Here is a 17,161-nt window from a genome sequence, read left to right as displayed (position 1 = left end):
ACGGGCGAGATGGCGGTCGCGGCTTGCGCGGCTCCTACAGGGGTACAGGACAAAGACGCGGCAAGCGGGCGAGATGGCAGTCGCGGCTTGCGCCGCTCCTACAGGGTCGCGCGGCGGCGATTCTTGCGCTTGTGGAAAGGATCGTTTGCCGCGGCGGCGGTTTTTCCCCGCCGGTCCGCTCCCCACACTGATGCCATCGACTCCGCTTCCGACTCCGCCGCCATGCTCTTCACCCCCCACCGCCTCGGCCGCTTCGACACCGCCAACCGCACCGTCATGCCGCCGATGACCCGCTCCCGCGCCGCCCGCGGCGACGTCGCCACCGACCTGATGGCGCAGTACTACGCCCAGCGCGCCGGCGCCGGCCTGATCGTCAGCGAGGGCACCCAGATCAGCCGCCAGGGCCAGGGCTACGCCTGGACCCCGGGCATCTACAGCGCCGAACAGATCGCCGGCTGGCGCAAGGTCACCGACGCCGTGCACGCCGCCGGCGGGCGCATCTTCGCCCAGCTCTGGCACGTCGGCCGCGTCTCCCACGTCGCGCTGCAGGCCGACGGCGCCGCGCCGGTGTCGTCCTCGGCGCTGGTCGCCGATGGGGTCAAGGTGTTCGTCGATCCCGACGGTCGCGGCCCCGAAGCCGGCGTCGGCGAGATGGTGCAACACTCCGCACCGCGCGCGCTGCGCATCGACGAGATCCCCGGCCTCGTCGCCGACTACGCCCAGGCCGCGCGCAACGCGCTGGAGGCCGGCTTCGACGGGGTCGAGCTGCACGGCGCCAACGGCTATCTGATCAACCAGTTCATCGACTCGCAGGCCAACGATCGCACCGACGCCTACGGCGGCTCGCTGCCGAACCGGCTGCGCTTCCTGCGCGAAGTCGCGCAGGCGGTGGCCGACGTCGTCGGTCCCGACCGGCTCGGCGTGCGCCTGGCGCCGCTGACCACCCTGCAGGGCGCGGTCGACGACACGCCGCAGGCGACTTATCTGGCCGCGGCCAAGGTGCTCGACGAAATCGGCGTGGCCTATCTGCACATCGCCGAAGCCGACTGGGACGACGCCCCGGGCATGCCGGACGCGTTTCGCGAGGCGCTGCGGATGATCTACCGCGGCACGATGATCTACTCCGGCAAGTACACCAAGCAGCGCGCCGAGCACGCGTTGCGAGCGGGCTGGGCCGACCTGATCGGCTTCGGCCGCCCCTTCATCGCCAACCCGGATTTGCCGTACCGCTTGCAGCACGACCTGCCGCTGGCCGAAGGCGACCGCACGCGCTATTTCGGCGGTGGCGCGCAGGGCTATACGGATTACCCGCGCGCGGCCTGAGCGCGGCGTATTCTGTAGGAGCGGCGTAAGCCGCGACCGCCGCAGCGACGTGCGCGAGCGCGCTCGCCGAAGCCAGGGCAATCGGCCTTCGTCTGGACGGCTTCGCTTCGTAGAGAAGCGTGGTATTTCACCGCTGCGGCTATCGCGGCTTACGCCGCTCCGACAAGAAGCCGCGCGCGGCGCTAGTCGAGCAGGCCCTTGCGCAAGGCGTAGCGGACCAGTTCGGCGGTGTTGCGCACGTCGAGCTTGTCGAGCACCCGGGTGCGGTGGTTCTCCGCCGTCTTCGCGCTGATCTCCAGCTTGCGCGCGATCTCCTTGGTGGTCAGCCCTTCGACGATCAGATGGAACACCTCGCGTTCGCGCGCGGTCAGTCGCCCGTAGGGGTCCTCGAGCGCACGCTCGGGATGGCGCATCTGCTCGGCCATCGCCTTGGCCGCTTGCGGACCGAAGTGGCTGCGTCCGGCATGCAGGCTGCTCACCGCGGTCAACAACTCCGACGCGGCGCTGTCCTTGACCAAGTAACCGGCCGCGCCGGCGCGCACCGCCTGCAGCACGTACTCCTCTTCCTGGTGCATGGTCAGCACCAGCACCCGCGTCGCCGGCACCGCCTCGCGCAGCCGGCGCACCACCTCGATCCCGTTCAAGCCCGGCATCGACAGGTCGGCGACCACCACGTCGGGATGGGTCGCCGACGCCAGCGCCACGGTTTCCGGCCCGTCCGCCGCCTGGGCCACGACCTCGATCGTGCCCTCGGCCTGGAGCAGATTGACCAGGCTTTCGCGCACCAGGGTGTGGTCGTCTGCGATCAATACGCGGATCGTCGGCTTCGGCATGGGCGCACGGTGCGCGTGGACCGGTGCGCCGTCAAGCACCTTCGGCCACCGCCGGCAACGGCAGCACCGCCCGCAAGCGCGTGCCTTCGCCGGGCGCGGAATGGATCTCCAGCCGGCCGTCGTACAGGCGCAGGCGTTCGCGCATGCCGGCCAGGCCGCTGCCGTCGGAGTAGGACGCACGCTGCGGGTCGTAGCCGCGACCGTCGTCGGCGACCTGCAATTGCAGCAGCCCCCCTCGCGCGACCAGGCGCACCAGCACCTGCTGCGCGCCGGCGTGCTTGGCGACGTTGTTGATCGCCTCTTGTGCCACGCGGAACACCAGGGTCTGCAGATCGCCGTCCAGCGCCGGCAGTTCGCCGATTTCCAGCGCGACCTGCATGCCTGCGGCTTCGCTCTGGCTTCGCGCGAGCCAGCGCAACGCCGGTTCCAGGCCGAGATCGTCGAGGATCGGCGGCCGCAGCAAGCGCGACAACTCGCGGGTGTCTTCCAGCGTGTCCGCACACAGCGCGATCGCCGCTTCCAACCGCTCGCGCTGGGCCGGCGGCAAGGCGTCGCCGAGCTGGGCCAGCCGATGCTTGAGCGCGGTCAGGTTCTGGCCGATGCCGTCGTGCAGTTCGCGCGCCAGGCGCCGGCGTTCGTCTTCCTGCACTCGCCACACCGAGCGGCCGAGCCGGCGGAACTCGCGTTCGTTGGCCTCCAGCCGCAGCAGCAGTTGCCGGTACTGGTCGCGCACCTGGGCCAGCGAGCGCAGCGGATCGGCTTCGCCCGCCGGCTCGCTGCCTGCCGCGTCGGCGGGCGGGTCGATAGGTCGGGAAGGCGTCATCGCGGAGCCTCCTGTGCGGAACCGACCGCCGCGTCGAAACCGGCGCGCAGCTCGGCGGGCAGGGCGGCGCGCAAGAGGCCCGACGCGGCCTCGGCCTTGGCCCGCGCGCTGCGTTCGCCGGCCACGTCGCCGGCGGCCGCATACGATTCGGCGCCGAGCCGGTGCAATGCCCAGGCGCGGCGGAAATCGCCGCCGCGCAGGCGTTGCATGGCTTCGCGGTAGTGCAGCAGCGCCTGGGCGCTGTCGCGCGCGGCCAGCGCACGCCGCATGGCCTGTTCCAGCCACGCCAAACGCAGGCCGGCATGCCCCAGGGTCGCGGTGGCGCGATCCAATCCGCCCGGGTCGCCGGCGCCGCGCGCCTGTTCGAGCTGGATCTGCAATTGCCATTGGCGTACACCCGAGGCCTCGGCCAGACGATGCGCCTGCTGCAGGGCGGTCGCCGCCTCGCCCGGCCGGTTCTGCTGCGTCGCCAGTTGCGCCTCGATCCAGTGCGCGATCGCGCGTTGTTCGCTGGAGGCCTCGCCCAGATCGCGACGGCGCCGGTCGAGCAGACCGCGGGCCTGGGCGAATGCGCGCGCGTCGATCAGGGCCTGCGCCTGCAACAGCTCGACGTCGATCTGGCCGCGCAGGTCCTGGCGCTGGCGGAACAAGGCGCCGGCGCGCTCGGCCTGGGCGATCGACGCGGCGACGTGGCCTTGCAGCCATTCCAGCTCGGCCAGATTGCGCCGGCTGACCGCGGCCTCTTCCAGCATCTGCTGTTTTTCCGCGCTCGCCAGCGACGTTTCCAGCAGCCGGCGGGCCAGCGCCCAGTCGCCGCGCGCGGCGGCGAGCAGGCCCAGGTTCTGTTCGGTGCGGATCCGCCCGGTCTGTTCGCCGAGCGCGGCATACGCCTCGCCGGCCTGCTGCCAGTACACCTGGGCATCGTCGTACAGGCCCAGTTGGTAATCGGCGAAGCCGATGTTGTTGAGCGCCTGAGCGGTGCCATGCGGGTCTTCGACCTGGCGCCAGCTCTGCAGGGCGCGGCGGAAAGCGTCCAGCGCGCCGCGATAATCGCCACGCTCTTCGGCGAGCAGGCCGAGCTCGTTCTCGGTCGCGGCCAGGCCGGCGCGATCGCCGAGTTCGACCTGCAACGCGCGCGCCTGCGCCAGTTGCGCCGCGGCCTCGTCGAAACGACCGGAGGCGGCGAGCACGTTGGCCAGATTGCGCAGACTGGTGGCGACCCCGCGACGGTTGCCGAGCGTACGCCGCAACTCCACCGCCTTGCGGTACTGCTCGGCGGCGTCGGCGGACTGGCCTAGGCGTCCGTAGCCGACGCCCAGCGCGTTGACCGTTTCCGCCTCGCCGTGCAGGTTGCGGGCGCGTTTGAACAACACCAGCGCGCGCACCAGGTAATCGTCGACCGCGCGCTGCGCCTGGCCCTGCAGGATCGAGAACTTGCCCAGCTCGTACCAGCCGCGCGGGTCGTTGCCGTCGCGCCCGGTCAAGGCCTGCAGTGCGGCCACCGCGCCGTTGAAGTCGCCGCCCGCGCCCTGGGCACGGGCCAGTTGCAAGGCCGCCTCGGTGTCGTCGGGCGTGGCCGCCAGGGCTTGCCGCGCCAGCGCGATCGCCTTGGGCGGATCGCCTTCGAGCAGTGCGTGCTCGGCGTCGAGCCGTCGCCGCAGCCAAGCGCCGCGGCCGGCGACCGCCTGGCCGCGCTCGATCGCATCGAAAGCGGCGTCTTGCTCGCCCAGGGCCAAGGCCGCCTGGCCCTGGGCCAGCCAGGCCGCGGCGTACTCGGGAGCCGCGGCGGTGGCGTCGCGGTAACGCTGCAGCGCCTCGTTCCAGCGCCCGTCCTGTTGCGCCAGCACGCCGGCGCCATAGGCGTCCAGCGCTTCGTTCGCGGCCGGCAAGGCCGGATCGAGCGCAGCGCCTTTCGCCAATGCGGCACGCACCGTCGGTGCCGTGGCCCAGGCGCGCACAGCGGCGACCGGATCGGCCGCGTCGCCGCCGTCCAGCACCTGCACCGGCTCGGCGCCGCGGCGCAACTGCGCCTGCACGCGCCAGCGGCCGTCGTGGCGGATCAGGCGCGGACGCAGCACGTCGCGAGCGGCGGCGAGCGCGCGCAAAGCATCGGGATCGACCCGCGCCGCGCCGGTGGGATCGAGCTGGCGCAGCGCCTGCGCCGTGCGTTCGCCGTCGACCACGGCCACGCCCGGCTGCGCTGCGAGGGCGTCGCGCAGATGCGCGCCGAGCGCAGCCCGACGCGCCTCGGGTACCGCTTCGGCGCCGGCTTCCAGCGGCATCACCAACAAACGTTGCAGCGGCGCGGCCGCGACATGCGGCGGCACCGGCGCGCGCTGCTGCTGCCACCACCAGCCGCCGCCCGCCGCCGCCAGCGCCAAAGCGCCGACGGCCAGCCAGGGCCAGCGGCGGGCGCCGCCGTCGCGCCAACCGTCGCGCGGCACCGCACGCGCATCGATCGCGGCGATCACCGCGGCCGCGTCCTGGAACCGGTGCGCCGGCTGCGGCCGCAGCAGCTTGTCGACCAGCCGCGCGACCCACGCCGGGACGTCGGCGCGACGTTCGCTCAGCGGCGGCGGCGTGCGCAGCATGCGCTGGGCCAGCACTTCGGTGACGGTGCCGCCGGCGAAGGGCAATTGCCCGGCCAGCATTTCGTACAGCATCAGGCCCAGCGCATACAGGTCGCTGCGCGCGTCGACCGGTTCGCCGCGCGCCTGCTCCGGCGACAGATAGTCCGGCGTGCCGACCACCGCGCCGGTCTGGGTGCGGCCGCTGCCGGCCAGAGAACGGGCCACGCCGAAATCGCTGAGGTAGGCGCCGCCCTGGCGGTCGAGCAATACGTTGGCCGGCTTCACGTCGCGGTGGATCACGCCTTTGGCGTGCGCCGCGGCCAGGCCGGCGGCGAGCTGGCGCGCGATGGCCAGCGCGTCGTCGACCGCGAACGCGCCGTCGCGATCGAGGCGACGGTCCAGCGATTCGCCGTCGACGAAATCCATGCTGATCAGCCAGCGGCCTTCGTGCTGGGCCAGATCGTGGATGCGCACCACGTGCGGGCTCGACACCTGCCGCGCCAACAGCAGTTCCTGGCTGAAGCGTTCGAACGCTTCGGGCTTGTGCATCCATTCCGGACGCAGCAGCTTCAGCGCCACCGGCACGCCCAGGGCCTGATCGGTGGCGCGATAGACCACGCCCATGCCACCGACGCCGAGCACCGCCTCGATGCGGAAGCGCCCGGCCAGCACGCTGCCGGGCGCGAGGTCGGCGTGCGCGTACACCCCGGTCGCGGTCGCGTCGGAACCGGAGGAGCCGGGCCGGCCTGGGTCCGAGCCGCCCGGCGTACGCATCAGGCGTCTCCGGCGTGGGCGGCGACGATGCCGTCCCACGCGGCCGAGGCGAGCTGCGCGTCGAGCTGCTCGCTGGTGCGGCAGGCGGCGATCCACACCGCGGCGCCCTCGGTGAAGGCCTGCAACAGTTCCAGGTCGAGGGTGGTGATGGCCGGCCCCGGACGCACCCGGTCGGCGTACAGGGCGCCGAGGGTGCGTTCGCCGTCGAGCAGGGGCAGGCAGACCAGGGCGCTGAGGCCGGCGGCGATCACCGAATCGCGCGAGGCCAGCCAGGCCTCGCGGCCGATGTCGTTGACGACCACGGCGCGGCGCGATTCCAGCGCCTTGCGCACCGCGCCGACGCTGCCGCCGAATTCGCGCGCGTGCAGCCGGCCCGGGTCCAGCGCCAGGCTGGCGCGGACGCGGTAACCGGCGCCGTCCTCGAGCAGGACGAAGCCGCGTTCGCATTGGGCCAGTTCGACCACCGCGCGCAGACTGCCGTCGAGCAGGTCGCCGAGCCCCTGCACGCCCTCCAGGCGCGCGGTGTGGGCGGCGGCGACGGCGCGGCGCGCGATCTGGCCGCGCTCGGCGGCGGCGATCTCCGCATCGGCGAGCGGGGCGAACTCGCAATACACATCGCCCAGGCGCAGCCAGCAGCCGCCGTCGAGCGCAAGGCCGCGGGCGCCGGCGGCGATGCCGTCGACGAAGCTGCCGTTCTTGCTGTCCAGATCGCGCAGGCGCCACTGGCCCTGGTCGAAGTCCAACTGGGCATGGCGGCGCGAGATCGACGCATGGGCGACCACCAGGTCGCACTCGGACGCACGGCCGATGCTCACCGTCTCGCCCGGACGGAGCGCCCGGGCGATCGCGGCCTGGTCCGGCGGGTAAACGATCAAGCGCGCCTGCATCGGCTCATCTTAGCGCGCGCCCCGCGCAGCGAGCAGCGCCCGCCGGGATCGGGCGGGCGACCGCGGCGGACGCCTCTCAGGGGCCGAAGTCGCGCAGGTAGGCGACGCTGAACTTGAGCGTCGCCGCGCCGGCGATCAGTTCGCCGGCATGGTTGTCGAGGTCGCGCGCGGCGCGCCATCGATCGCCCAGGTACAGCCCGGCGCGGGTCGTGGCGCGGCTGCGGAAGTCGTCCAGCGCGGCGATCGCGTCGGCGTAGTCCTCGGCGGCGACGGCAGTCTCGGCCTCGTCCAACAGCAGGTCGAACGCAGCCTGCTCGCTCGCCGGCAACAGGTCGATGCGCGCGCGCAGCCAGGCGATCTTCTGCGCCACCACCGCGTCGGTGCCGCGCAGGTCCGGCAGCACCAGGAACTGGGAGAAACCGCCGGTGGTGCCGCGCGCACGCACGCTGCCCGGCGCGACTTCGTCGGTGATGTCGCGAAACGCGCCGCCCAGCGGCGCCTTGAACAGACGCAACGAGCTGCCCGGGCTGTAGCTCAGCGCGTGGGTGTGCACCTCCACCCGCACGCTGCGATGGAAGCTCAGACCGCCCAGGGCCGGCGGCTCGATGGTGATCAGCAGCGGGAACGCCGGGTCGAGCTGGGTCAGGCTCAGGTTCGGCAGACGCGCGAGCAGGGCGGTGTCGGTCAGGCTGACCAGTTGCGCGCTGATGCCGAGGCTGGACGCGGACAGGCCGCTGGCGTCGTCGAAGCTCAGGGTCAGATCGGCCAGCGGAACGCTGCCGCTGCCCACGGTCACGGTGGCGGTGTCGCCGGACACGCTGACCGAGACCGGCAGGGACTGCGCCGGGGCCAGGGTCCAAGCCAGCCACATCGTGGCCGCCGCGAACAACTTCCACGCCAGCGTCGGCTTGGCCATCGTGATCCCCCTGCGGGTCGTTCCACCGTCGCGGCAGGCTAATCGGAAATGTGACCCGTGTCTCTAGGTGATTCCCCTCAGCGCAGACGAACGGGGCCGACGCGGCGACCGGCGCACGCCGGGGCCTGTTCAGAATTCGGCGGCGGCCGAGGCGGCCGGCGCGGCCCGGCGCCCGGCGCGGGCCGGGCGCGCAACACCGCGCCCGCGCCATGAGGGTTTCTCCCCATCCGTGCTGAGGCGAACTCCCGATGGGATCGCCCGCCGGCGCTGCGAATACTCGGTGAACGCCGTCCGTGGCGGTTCCGGAGCCCTTCGACATGCCCTCCCAGTTCGCCCGCAACACCCTTCGCGTCAGCGCCCTCGCCGCCGGCCTGCTCGCCAGCGGCATCGCCCTCGCCGACGCCCACCTCGATCCGCAGCTGCTGTCGCGGATGGCCGCCGCGGCGTCCGCCGACCGGCTGCAGATCGTGATCAGCTACGAGCAGTCCGGCCCGGTCACCGCTCCGCAGATCGCCGCGCTGAAGGCGCTGGGCATCGACACCGGCGTGACCATGCGCACCCTGCCGATCGCCGGCGCGCTGGCGACCCCGGCCGAGATCCGCGCCCTGGCGCAGCGCGACGATGTCGCCTCGATCTACTGGAACGCGCCGCTGCGCTACTACAACAAGGAGTCGCGGCAGATTTCCGGCGCGGCCCGGGTCACGGACAACCCGGGCGACTTCGTGCGCGCGATCCCCTACAGCGGCGCCGGCATCTCGGTGCTGGTCAACGACTCCGGCATCGACGCCAGCCACGACGATCTCAAGTTCCGCGAGCACGTGGTCGAGAACACCCTCGGCACCACCAACCTCAACTCGCTCGACAGCCTGCTGCCGATCACCTACACCGAAGGCCTGATCAACACCGACCTCGGCTCCGGCCACGGCACTCATTGCGCCGGCACGATCGGCGGCAACGGCGCCAAGTCCAACGGTCAGCACCGCGGCGTCGCGCCCGGCGCCGACCTGGTCGGCTACGGCTCCGGCGCGGTGCTGCTGATCCTCGACGCGGTCGGCGGCCTCGACTACGCCGCGACCAAGCAGTTCAGCTTCCGCCACCCGATCCGGGTGACCAGCAATTCCTGGGGCAGCAGCGGCAAGTTCGACCCGCTCAACCCGGTCAACATCTCGACTTACGAGCTTTACAAGCGCGGCATCGTCAGCGTGTTCGCCGCCGGCAACGACGGCCCGGGCGAAGACACCCACAACCCCTACGCACAGGCGCCGTGGGTGATCTCGGTCGGCGCCGGCGAGAAGGACGGCGTGCTGACCGGCTTCTCCTCGCGCGGCAAGCGCGGCGAGAGCGGCAGCTTCAGCATGCCCGACGGGCGCCAGTGGACCTACGTCAACGAGCCGAGCGTGGTCGCCACCGGCGTCGACGTGGTCTCGACCCGCGCCCTGACCGGCGCGCTGCCGGCCACCGAGGCCCAGCACGACGCCGAGACCCTGCCGGCGGCGCAGCTGCCGTTCTACACCCACATGAGCGGCACCTCGATGGCCACGCCGCACGTGGCCGGCGTCACCGCGCTGATGCTGGAAGCCAACCCCAACCTGACCCCGGCCCAGATCAAGGCGATCCTGCAGCGCACCGCCAGCAACATGACCGGCCGCCTGCCGTGGGAAGTCGGCGCCGGCCACATCAACGCCTACGCCGCGGTCGCCGAGGCGGCCGGCATCCGCTACGGCTTCGGCGGCACGGTCAACTACCTGCGCGCGTTCAACGCCAACGCGATCCTCTCCGGCGGCGTGCCGGACCTGCCGTTCTCGGTCGACTTCGCTCCGGTCGGCGCGGTCGAAGAACAAAGCTTCACCGTCGCCAGCGATATCGCCTGGGTCAGCGCCCGCGCCACCATCGGCGAGAACACCCTGGCCCTGGTGCTGACCGATCCGGACGGGATCAAGTACGGCTCCTCGATCGCCCTGCCGGTGCTCGGCGACACGGTCACCACCGGCGCGCCGGGCAAGCCGGGAGTGTGGAAGGTCAGCGTGCGCGGCATCGGCTCGCTGTCCGGCACCGACCTGGATCCGGCCAACGTCACCAACGGCTATGCCCTGCCGGGCACGGTCGAAGGCACGATCGGCTTCCTCAAGAGCGGCGGCTACAGCGGCCTGGACGACGTCGCCAACCATCCGGCGCGCCCGGCGATCGAGTTCGCCGTCGCCAACCGCCTGGTCGACGGCTATTCCGACCGCAGCTTCCGTCCCGACGCGACCCTCAAGCGCGGCGAACTGGCGCAGTACCTGCTGATGGGCCAGAGCGTGCGCCAGCACCTGCCCTTCGACGGCCGCTCCAGCTTCAGCGACCTGGGCAGCGGCGATGCGCGCTACGCCTATGCCGAATCGGCGGTGGCCCGCGGCGGCGCGCTGCGCGACCTGAGTCAGGCCCAGGACGGGGTGATGGGCACCCTCAACGGCGCGTTCCGCCCCAACGACAGCGTGACCCGGGTCAGCCTGGCCTACTCGCTGGTGCAGAGCCTGGCGCTGCAGAACGAGGCGCGCGCCTTCACCGGCTCGCTGACCGCGTTCTACGACGGCAAGCGCATCCCGGTCGACGACGCGGCCGCGATCCCGGCCAACCTGCGCGGCTACGTGCAACTGGCGCTGGATCGCGGCCTGATCAACGCCCGCTTCGCCGTGACCCAGGGCCCGTTCGACCTGCAGCCGACCCTGCACGCCTACTTCGACCCCACCAAGACGATCAGCCGCGCCGCTTTCGCGGTGGCCGCAGGCCGCTACCTCGAGGCCTACCGCAGCGCAGAAGACTGACTCTCTCCCACCGGGCGATGCCGCCCTTCGACGGCCCGGCGGACACCGGGCCGTTTTTTATTTGCCGATGCAGAAGTTGGAAAAAATGTGCCCGAGCAGGTCGTCGGCGCGCACTCGGCCGGTGATCTCGCCCAGCGCTTCGTGGGCCTGGCGCAGCGATTCGGCGGCCAGGTCGAGCATCTCGTGGTCGAGCTGGGCGCGGGCGTCGTCGAGTTCCTCGCGCGCGCGCAGCAGGGCGTCGACGTGGCGGGCGCGCGCGGTGAACGCACCGTCGGCGGCGTCGGCGGCGTCGCCCTGGGCCAGCGCGCGCAGCCGCGCGTGCAACGCATCGAGTCCGGCGCCGCTGCGCGCGGACACGAACACCCGGTCTTCGCCGCCGATGTCGGCCGGGGTCGGCGAAGCGTAGTCGGATTCGATCAGGTCGATCTTGTTGTAGACGTACAGCCGCGCCGGCACCTGCGCGATCGCCTCGGCCACCGAGGCCAGGCCGCTGTCGGGATCGCGCGCGTCGAGCACGACGATGGCCAGGTCGGCGCGCTGCAACTCGCCGACCGCGCGGCGCATGCCTTCGCGCTCGATCGCGTCGCCGCCCTCGCGCAGGCCGGCGGTGTCGACCAGGGTCAATTCGACGCCATCGAGCTTGACCGTCTCGTGCAGCAGGTCGCGGGTGGTACCGGCGATGTCGGTGACGATGGCGCGGTCGCTGCCGGCCAAGGCGTTCAACAGCGAACTCTTGCCGGCGTTGGGCGGGCCGACGATCACCGCATGCAGGCCGTCGCGCAGGCGCCGGCCGCGTTCGGCGGCGGCGAGCAGCGCGTCCAACGCGGTGGAAGCGGCAACGAAGCGCTGACGCAGCGCGGCGCCGCCTAGGGTATCGAGCGGTTCGTCGGCGAAATCGATCGCCGCCTCGACGTGAATGCGGATCGCCAGCAGATCGCCGGCCAATGCTTCGACCCGGCGCGAGAACTCGCCGTCCAGCGCGCGCCGGGCCGCGCGCGCGGCGCGCACATCGGCGGCGGCGATCAGGTCGGCGACCGCTTCGGCCTGGGCCAGGTCGAGCCGGCCTTCGAGAAAGGCGCGTTCGCTGAACTCGCCGGGCCGCGCGCGGCGCGCGCCCAGCGCGCACACCCGCGCCAGCAGTTCTTCCAGCACCGCCGGGCCGCCGTGGCCGTGCAGTTCGACCACGTCCTCGCCGGTGTAGCTGGCCGGCGCGGCGAAGTAGAGCGCGATGCCGTCGTCGATCGCGGCGCCGTCGGCATCGAGGAAGCGGGCGTAATGCGCATGCCGCGGGCGCAAGCGGCGGGCAGCGACGGTCTCGCCGATCTGCTGCGCGCGCGGCCCGGACAGGCGGACGATGCCGACCCCGCCGGCGCCGGGCGCGGTGGCGACGGCGGCGATGGTGTCGCGGGCAGGGGCGTCGGTCATGGGCGACATGATAGTGGTCCGGCGCGGGCCGCCGTGAAACGGCCGCTGCCCCTGTAGGAGCGGCGCGAGCCGCGACCACCGCAGCGGTCGAATACCACGCCGCAGTCCGAAGCCCGACCGGATCGTGCGGTTCGGGCAAGAGCGCTCGCAGGTCCGGGCTCCGGTTGCGACGCTTGCGCACACCGTTGCGGCGGTCGCGGCTTGCGCCGCTCCCACCCCGGTATCTGCGCAAACGCAAAGCCCGCCTGAGGGCGGGCCTTGCGTGGATCGACTGGGTGGAACCGATTCGCTGCACTCGCAGCGACGGCTCAGCTCTTGTCTTTGCCGCTGCCCGCCGGCTGTTCGGCGTAGCGCTTGGTGGTCAGCCACTGCTGCAGCAGGCCGAGGCCGCCGTTGGCGACTTGGTACAGCACCAGGCCGGCCGGCAGGAAGGCCAGGATCACGCCGAAGATCAGCGGCATGAACTGCATCATCTTGGCCTGCGCCGGGTCCATGCCGGTCATCGGGGTCAGCTTCTGCGTCGTCCACATGATCGCGATGTTGATCACCGGCAGGACGAAGAACGGATCGCGCGCGGTCAGGTCCTGGATCCAGGCGAACCACGGCGCGTGGCGCAGCTCGACCGACTCGGCCAGCATCCAGTAGAGCGTCATGAAGATGATGATCTGCGGCAGCACCGGCAGGCAGCCGCCGACCGGGTTGATCTTCTCCTTCTTGTACAGCTCCATCAGCGCCATCTGGAACTTCTGCTTGTCGTCGCCGTAGCGCTCCTTGAGCTGGGCGACGCGCGGCTGGAACTTGCGCATCTTGGCCGCCGACTTGTACTGCGCGGCGGACAGCGGATACAGCGCCAGCTTCAGCAGCACCACCAGGCCGACGATCGCCCAGCCCCAGTTGCCGAACAGGCCGTGCAGCTTATCGAGCAGCCAGAACAGCCCGTTGGCCAGGGTGGCGAAGATGCTGTAGCTGCTGAAGTCGACCGCGCGGTCCAGGCCTTGCACCTTCTGCGCTTCGATCTGCTTGACCAGCTTGGGGCCGATCCACAGGCGCGCCTCGGTGCTGGCCTTCGCGCCCGGAGCGACGTTGACGCCCGGGCCGAGGTCGCGGATCAGGTACTGCGGCGCGGCGCCGGCGTTGAGCTGTTCGAGCGAGAACTGGCCCGCGTCCTTCTCGCCCGGAATCCAGGCGGCGAAGAAGTGGTGCTGGAGCATCGCGATCCAGCCGCCGGTGACCGACTTGTCGAGCTTGCCGTCCTCGGCGAACTTGTCGAACTTGCGCTTCTCGTACTTGTCGGTCGGGCTGTACCAGGCCGCGCCCTGGAAGCTGTATTGCTCGGGGCTGAAGGGCCCCTTGTGGGCCAGCTCGCGCGGCACGCGGCTGAGCTGGCGGTAGACGTAGCCCTGCCACGGCGCGGTGCCGGCATTGGTCACCTCGTCGCGCACGCGCACGGCGTAGTCGCCGCGGCGGAAGGTGTACGTGCGCTGGATGCTGACGCCGTCGGCGCCGGTCCAGACGAAGGGCACGGCGATCTCGTTGCTGCCCGGGTTCAAGGCCAGGTTGCGCTGGGCGCCGGCGTAGCGGAAACCCGACTCGTGGGTCGGCGCCGGCTTGCCCTGGCTGACCCAGCCGCTCTGGGCGACGAAGTACAAGGTGGCGTCGCTGGCCAGCAGCCGCATCGGCGGGCTGTCCTTGTCCGAGGTCACCGGGTACTTGAGCAGGTCGGCCTCGCTCATTTCGCCGCCGCGCAGGTTGACCTTGAGCACGTCGGTGGTGACGGTGACCAGGCCATCGTTGCCGGCGGTGGCGGCGCTGACCGCAGCGCCCGGCGCGGCCGGGGTCGGCACCGCGCTGGGCGCGCCCGGCACGCCGGCGGCGCTGGGCGCGGCCGCGGCGGCCGAGGGCACGCTGCTGGCCGGCGCCAGGGCGGCCGGCGGCGGCGCCGGCGGCGCCGACTTCTCCTTGCCCCATTCCATCCACAGCAAGGTCGCCACCATCAGCCAGGCGAGGATCAGGAAAGCACGGGTCTGGTTCATGGGCAGCAGGCAGGCTCAGCCGGGACCGGAGTCCGGCATGGGGGCGGAAGGGGAAGCGGCCGGCATTGTGCCGGTCGCGGCAGTCGCGGGCAATGCGAGGCCAGGCCAGGCGCCGGCACGCTTGAGCAGACTGCGGAAGTGGTTGCGCAGTTCCTCGCCGTTGCAGCGCGAGGCGCCCGGCCGGGCGACCAGAACGTAGTCGCCGGGGGCGAGCTCACCGCGCAGATGGCGGAAGGTGTCGCGCAGCACGCGTTTGATGCGGTTACGGCCGACCGCGTTCGGATCGACTTTGCGCGAGACCGCCAGGCCCAGGCGCGCCGGCACCGCCGGATCGGCCTGGAAATGCAAAGCGAGCACGGGCAGCGCCACGCGCCGGCCATGCTTGAAGATTCGGTCGAAATCGGAACGCGCGCGAACCCGCGCGGTGCGCGGGAAGCGGTTCGAATTCATCGCAGACGCTCAGGCCGCGCCGCGCCGGATCGTCGCGATCGGCGCAGACGGCTGAAACGGCTTAGGCGCAGAGGCGCTTGCGGCCCTTGGCACGACGACGGGCGAGAACCTTGCGGCCGTCGGCGGTCGCCATGCGGGCACGGAAACCGTGGTCGCGCTTGCGCTTGAGGTTGCTGGGCTGGTAGGTGCGCTTGGTGGCCATGATCGGCTCTGGAATGGGTGACGACGAGTGGACCGCGAATTCTAGGGGCGCCCTTGGGGCGGGTCAAGCCTTTGTTTGGCTTGGTGTTTGCGCGGGTACACCCCGGCCGCCGGGCAGCCTGTGCATGAACCTGTGGATTAGTCCTGTTCCGGACCCGGTCGCGATGGTAGTCTGACCGACCCCCCGGCCTTGTCAGGCGCGATGTCCGCATCGTGCGCACGGCCGCTTTCGTCTGCTGCGCCGCCAGGCCGGCCGACCGAGTCAGTTACACGTATAAGAAGACGCATTACACAGATGGAAGCCTGGCCCCGCTGCCTCGAACGCCTTGAAGCCGAATTTCCGGTCGAGGACGTACATACCTGGTTGAAGCCCCTGCAGGCGACGCGTCGCGACGACGTGACCGTGCTGTACGCGCCCAACGCCTTCGTGGTCGAACACGTGCGCGAGCGCTATCTGGCGCGGATCCGCGAGCTGCTGTCGTATTTCGCCGGCAGCGGCGAGGTCAGCCTGGAAATCGGCTCGCTGCCGCGGGTGGCGCCGATCGCCCCGCCGGCCGAGACCGCGGCGGGCGCTGTCGCGCCGCGTCCGGTCGCGAGCGCACCGGCGGAGCCGTTCCAGGGCAATCTCGACACCCATTACACCTTCGACAACTTCGTCGAAGGCCGCAGCAACCAGCTCGGCCGCGCCGCCGCCTGGCAGGCGGCGCAGAAGCCCGGCGAGCGCGCGCACAACCCGCTGCTGCTGTACGGCGGCACCGGCCTGGGCAAGACCCATCTGATGTTCGCCGCCGGCAACGCCATGCGCGACGCCAATCCGGCGATGCGGGTCATGTACCTGCGTTCGGAGCAGTTCTTCAGCGCGATGATGAAGGCGCTGCAGGACAAGACCATGGATGCGTTCAAGCGCCAGTTCCAGCGCGTCGACGCGCTGCTGATCGACGACATCCAGTTCTTCGCCGGCAAGGACCGCACCCAGGAAGAGTTCTTCCATACCTTCAATGCGCTGTTCGACGGCAAGCAGCAGATCATCCTGACCTGCGATCGCTACCCGCGCGAAGTCGAGGGCCTGGAGCCGCGGCTGAAGTCGCGCCTGGCCTGGGGCCTGTCGGTGGCGATCGAGCCGCCGGACTTCGAGACCCGCGCCCAGATCGTGATCTCCAAGGCCAAGGAGCGCGGCGCCGCGATTCCGGAGGAAGTCGCCTTCCTGCTGGCCAAGAAGATGCGCTCGAACGTGCGCGACCTGGAAGGCGCCCTCAACACCCTGACCGCCCGGGCCAACTTCACCGGCCGCGCCGTCACTGTCGAGTTCGCCCAGGAAACCCTGCGCGATCTGCTGCGCGCGCAGCAGCAGGCGATCGGCATCCCCAACATCCAGAAGACCGTGGCAGACTACTACGGCCTACAGATCAAGGACTTGTTGTCGAAACGGCGGACGCGTTCGCTGGCCCGGCCGCGCCAGGTCGCCATGGCGCTGACCAAGGAGCTGACCGAACACTCGCTGCCGGAGATCGGCGACGCCTTTGCGGGTCGCGACCACACCACCGTGCTGCACGCCTGCCGGCAGATCCGCACCTTGATGGAAACCGACGGCAAGCTGCGCGAGGATTGGGACAAGCTGATCCGCAAGCTCAGCGAGTGAGTTCGACCGCGCGGCGGTTCGCGCTCATCCGAGGAGATCGCAAGACCGCTGCTGCAGTACCGCTGTGCATCGTTTCGGGTCGGCCGGTTCCGCCGCGCCGGTCCGCCGTTCCGGTCGTCCGCGCCTCGCGGCTGCGCTCGCCCGGTTCGGCCGGTCCGGTTCCGCACCGGGCCAGAGACCTCGGTCCCGGTGACCGCGTCGCTGCCCTGATCGGCACCGCCGCAGCGCCGATGGACACAAGGTACTGGCTAAGTGGTTGTCGCGAAAGGCATAAGTTCGGGGATGACGCTCGTACAAGCTGTGGATAAATAAAGCGCGGGCGATCCGCCCGATTTTTATCCACAGGTTCTACCGCCTTCCCCAGGCCGCTTCCAACAGGGTTCGGAGTGATGAAAAACCCTTGCAAATCAAATAATTACTTTGGTTTTCCAGTGTTTTTCGCTGCTCCATCACCACCAAGCTTTTGATTTATACATCTCTTTT

At 71.1% G+C, this 17,161-nt stretch carries 12 protein-coding genes; 3 read left to right on the top strand and 9 right to left on the bottom strand.

What is annotated here, in order from left to right:
- Positions 1–222: 222 nt before the first annotated feature.
- The gene (locus V2J18_RS22270; protein ID WP_336132939.1) at positions 223–1,323 is read left to right on the top strand and encodes an alkene reductase; all 1,101 of its coding nucleotides are present in this window, start codon (positions 223–225) and stop codon (positions 1,321–1,323) included.
- A gap of 182 nt (positions 1,324–1,505) precedes the next feature.
- Here the strand turns inward: V2J18_RS22270 and V2J18_RS22265 are convergent, their stop codons facing one another.
- From V2J18_RS22265 to V2J18_RS22245, 5 genes are all read right to left on the bottom strand, one after another.
- Positions 1,506–2,132, bottom strand: coding sequence for a response regulator (locus V2J18_RS22265; RefSeq protein WP_336132938.1), 627 nt, complete (start codon positions 2,130–2,132; stop codon positions 1,506–1,508).
- 55 nt (positions 2,133–2,187) lie between these two features.
- Complete coding sequence (locus tag V2J18_RS22260) at positions 2,188–2,979, bottom strand: sensor histidine kinase (RefSeq protein WP_336132936.1); 792 nt, start codon at positions 2,977–2,979, stop codon at positions 2,188–2,190.
- Entirely contained in the window at positions 2,976–6,323 is a 3,348-nt protein-coding gene (locus V2J18_RS22255; protein WP_336132935.1) for a protein kinase domain-containing protein, read from the bottom strand. Before V2J18_RS22255 ends, V2J18_RS22260 begins: the two co-directional genes overlap by 4 nt.
- The gene (locus V2J18_RS22250) at positions 6,323–7,210 is read right to left on the bottom strand and encodes an FHA domain-containing protein (RefSeq protein WP_336132934.1); all 888 of its coding nucleotides are present in this window, start codon (positions 7,208–7,210) and stop codon (positions 6,323–6,325) included. The genes V2J18_RS22255 and V2J18_RS22250 overlap by 1 nt, the downstream gene beginning before the upstream one ends.
- A gap of 76 nt (positions 7,211–7,286) precedes the next feature.
- Positions 7,287–8,126 carry a DUF6689 family protein gene (locus V2J18_RS22245; RefSeq protein WP_336132933.1) on the bottom strand — a complete coding sequence of 280 codons (840 nt, stop codon included), beginning with the start codon at positions 8,124–8,126 and terminating at the stop codon, positions 7,287–7,289.
- A gap of 317 nt (positions 8,127–8,443) precedes the next feature.
- Here V2J18_RS22245 and V2J18_RS22240 point away from each other — a divergent pair, with 317 nt between their 5' ends.
- Positions 8,444–10,930 carry a S8 family peptidase gene (locus V2J18_RS22240; RefSeq protein ID WP_336132932.1) on the top strand — a complete coding sequence of 829 codons (2,487 nt, stop codon included), beginning with the start codon at positions 8,444–8,446 and terminating at the stop codon, positions 10,928–10,930.
- A 57-nt stretch (positions 10,931–10,987) separates the two neighbouring features.
- Here the strand turns inward: V2J18_RS22240 and mnmE are convergent, their stop codons facing one another.
- From mnmE to rpmH, 4 genes are all read right to left on the bottom strand, one after another.
- Complete coding sequence (gene mnmE, locus V2J18_RS22235; protein ID WP_336133158.1) at positions 10,988–12,355, bottom strand: tRNA uridine-5-carboxymethylaminomethyl(34) synthesis GTPase MnmE; 1,368 nt, start codon at positions 12,353–12,355, stop codon at positions 10,988–10,990.
- 308 nt (positions 12,356–12,663) lie between these two features.
- Positions 12,664–14,388, bottom strand: a complete 1,725-nt coding sequence (gene yidC / locus V2J18_RS22230) for a membrane protein insertase YidC (protein WP_336132931.1) — start codon at positions 14,386–14,388, stop codon at positions 12,664–12,666.
- A 15-nt stretch (positions 14,389–14,403) separates the two neighbouring features.
- A complete protein-coding gene (gene rnpA, locus V2J18_RS22225; RefSeq protein ID WP_064747147.1) occupies positions 14,404–14,838 on the bottom strand; it encodes a ribonuclease P protein component in 435 nt (144 codons plus the stop codon).
- A 61-nt stretch (positions 14,839–14,899) separates the two neighbouring features.
- Positions 14,900–15,040, bottom strand: coding sequence for a 50S ribosomal protein L34 (gene rpmH / locus V2J18_RS22220; RefSeq protein WP_036139660.1), 141 nt, complete (start codon positions 15,038–15,040; stop codon positions 14,900–14,902).
- 294 nt (positions 15,041–15,334) lie between these two features.
- On the opposite strand from rpmH, the gene dnaA reads away from it, so the two are divergent.
- A complete protein-coding gene (gene dnaA, locus V2J18_RS22215; protein WP_064747146.1) occupies positions 15,335–16,678 on the top strand; it encodes a chromosomal replication initiator protein DnaA in 1,344 nt (447 codons plus the stop codon).
- Positions 16,679–17,161: the final 483 nt, after the last annotated feature.

The organism is Lysobacter firmicutimachus (genome assembly GCF_037027445.1).
Taxonomy (GTDB): domain Bacteria; phylum Pseudomonadota; class Gammaproteobacteria; order Xanthomonadales; family Xanthomonadaceae; genus Lysobacter; species Lysobacter firmicutimachus.
Note: the sequence above shows the minus strand (reverse complement) of the source record. Positions and strands in the feature narration are given on the sequence as shown.